Raw genomic sequence first — 3,321 nt, forward strand, 5'->3', positions numbered from 1 at the left:
TGCTCTGATATAGGGATGATATGAGATCTGCCTGAACGTGGGGTGTTTTCAGATGAGGGAAAAAATGAACAGATACCTACTAATGACGACATGTATCATCGTGATAGCATGCGTTGCGATAGTATCTGCCGAAACATTCGATAACATTGATCAGAATGTTATCATCAAACAGATTCGGCAGAATCATACTGTCTATTTTGGTGAAGAGCACCTGGATATCACCAATTGTCTGGGTGGAAACGGGTATATCGTCACGTTGGATGTAGTCAGAAATGTGACCGATCATATAAAGGTCAATGATCCGACGGACTTTACTATGCCCACAGATAAAGAGGAAAACGTCTGGTACCAGGCACGGGATGCCAAGACACCGGTGCTCGATCCTCAGGGGAATCCGGTTCCGGCATTTATCACCCAGGAACCTGTCTTATCGTTTGATATCTGGAATCTGAATGCTGATATGAAGGCGAACTCATCAGTTCAGAGAGGGATACTTCTTCAGTTTAAGATGACCACCGATACAAACCTCGATGACATAACCAGTCGTCTTGATTACACTCCCGGTCAGGGATTTATGAATATCGGTGTTGTTGCTCCGGATAAGGAACAGCTGTTACAGCTCATGACCCTTGGGAAAAATTCGGGTAATGTTGCGATTAAGCCGACCACAAACCTGGAGGTTGATCCGTCAGCAGCATGGGTATGGCCTGAAAACCTGAACTCAAAGACCACCGATCCAACCGGCTGGATGACCGGATGGAGAGATGCGGGAACAGGAGTTGAGACTGATTACAACTATAAACTGGGAACCTATGAGGTCACAGCGGTCTGTAATGTCAACAACATGTTCAAGAACCGTCAGCGTCAGGGCTTTACCTGGGATTCACAGAAAGTGGAACTGACAGCACGTGAGATCAAGGTTGATGTATCTGCACCGGTCGGAAAGAGCAGAGATGCCCAGTTTACCGCAACGGTAACCGGTATGCCAAATACGCTCTATGAGATCTTCATTTATGATGAGTGTCCCCCGAAAATCAGCGGAAAGATTTGCGATCGGCCACCCTTTATTATCGGAGAGCGAGCAGCTCTCATGGGGAAAGGCATCGAACTTGATCCGATTGACGGACCATATCCGATTGGAACCCGTCTTGTAGTGGACTGCTGTACCCAGGGTATGAACATCCGTCAGGCTGTACCGTCAGGAGATGCATTCCCGTCACAGGGTCAGAATGTCTTTGAGAAAGGTACTCGCTATTATGCACAGGTCAGAACCGGACCTGATGGAAAGGTTACTGTTCCATTCTGGATTGATACCACAGTCGGTCCTGGCACCTACACGATTCAGGCACAGGATATCCTGTATAACCTGAAGTCAACTGCCACCATTACTGTTCCTCAGGGGACTATTACCGGTGCAACAAAGGATCCGGCCGGCGTTGCCAAGACAGAATTCTTCCTCGGTGATGAGATCTGGATCGATGGCACCAACTCTGACAGCAACATGACCTACATCTGGCTGACTGGTCCAGGTCTGAACCCCTGTGGTGTCAACCTCTTCAGCCCGCTTGACAGCAATGATCCGGTCAGAGCAGTTGTCTATGACACCAAGGATGGAATTGCCAACTACTGGCGTGTGGAACCAAACTGGGATACCAGTGCTGTACCAATCGGTGAGGGGAAGTATACCATCTGGATGGCAAGTGTTGATCCAGGTTGTCGGTTCTGTCAGTGTGATGCTGCAGGAGGCGGACCATGTGGCTTTGGCGACTGTTTCGGAGTGGCATGTGAGGAAGGGGTATGCAGTCTGTTGAAATGCCCTGAATGTGCTGCTGTAACCAGTATTGATATCACTCTGATAAAACCGGATGTTACGGCAAAAGTGGATGATGTCACCCGCTGCTGCTGTCCGGGATACCCGTGTGGTCAGCTTGGTGGTGTTCAGGAGATCTGGGTAGAAGGCAGTTCCGGAGGCAACTCATGTAAGCAGCTCCAGGTCTGGCTCTTTGGTCAAAGTCAGTTTGGCCTGAAGAATTATCTGATGACAGTAACTCCCATTTACTGCGATGGAACATACAAGTTCGAACTCAATAAGGGACTTCTGCAGGCGAATGGTATTGACCTCTGCAGCATTGCAACCGGTACATATGATGTGATAGTCCAGGCTCCGGGAGCAAACAATAACTTTGATATACGCCTTGGAGAGCCAGAAAACACGGGAGACCGGTTTGTTCTGACGACCATGCCGACCAATGACAGCAAACTCTTCAAGATCGAAGGAAAGGACTCTCTGTATGCAGGAGTTGCAGTCAAGGCTCTGATTGATGGATTCAACCAGGATGGCAGCGATGATCTGTATGCTCATGTGACTTTTGAGCTGAAAGACAAAGCCTGTGAAGGGAATGTTGATTTCACTGCCGATAAGACACAGGGCAATGCACCACTTTCAGTTCAGTTCACTGACAAGTCAGTCATGAAAGGTGTGAGCTGGGCGTGGACCGCAAATGGTGAGGCCTTCTCAACCGAACAGAATCCAAAGAAGGTCTTTAACAAGACCGGAAAATACACCATCTCACTCACCGTGACCGATGCAGAGGGAGTCAGCAATACAGCGACCAAGGATAGTTACATCAATGTAATATCTGGACCGGTTGCAGACTTCAGCTTCAATCCGGTATCCCCAGTAACCGGAGAGACGGTTCAGTTCATTGATGAGTCTACGGGATCTCCTGCATCCTGGCAGTGGAACTTTGGAGATGCAACATCATCGTCTGTGCAGAGTCCGGCTCATGTCTACTACCTGCCAGGCACATACAATGTGACCCTGACGGTAAGTGACAAGTATGGTGACTCAAGTATCTCCAAATCAGTTACTGTCACCGGTAATCCGATCTCAACTGGTCTCATTGCAGACTTTACCATGACCCCATCTTCAACATATGTGAATGTCCCGATTCAGTTCATTGACAAGTCGACCGGAGGCACTCCGACATCCTGGCAGTGGGAGTTTGGCGATGGCAATACATCATCACTCCAGAGTCCGATTTACTCCTATGCGAACCCAGGTACGTACCAGGTTATTCTGAATGTAGGAGACAACCGGGGAGTTGGTGTTCCAAAGATTGTTGATTATCTGGTCATGCATGATCCACCGGTGGCTGATTTCTCAGCAGAGCCATTGTCATCTGAGTTCTTCCCGATTCAGGTGTACTTCACCGATACATCTACCGGAGTAGTGGATGAGTGGAACTGGCAGATCATCCGTGATGGCAAGGTAGTAGCAACCTCGGGTGAACAGAATCCGACCATTACATTCACCGTTCC

1 protein-coding gene is annotated in these 3,321 nt (G+C 48.7%); it reads left to right on the forward strand.

Translation table 11 applies throughout. The annotated features are described in order from the left end of the window. Positions 1-82 precede the first annotated feature (82 nt). On the forward strand, positions 83-3,321 hold a 3,239-nt coding region (locus tag PLA23_RS11755), incomplete at its 3' end, for a DUF3821 domain-containing protein (protein WP_324475299.1).

The organism is Methanospirillum sp., assembly GCF_035406105.1.
GTDB lineage: Archaea > Halobacteriota > Methanomicrobia > Methanomicrobiales > Methanospirillaceae > Methanospirillum.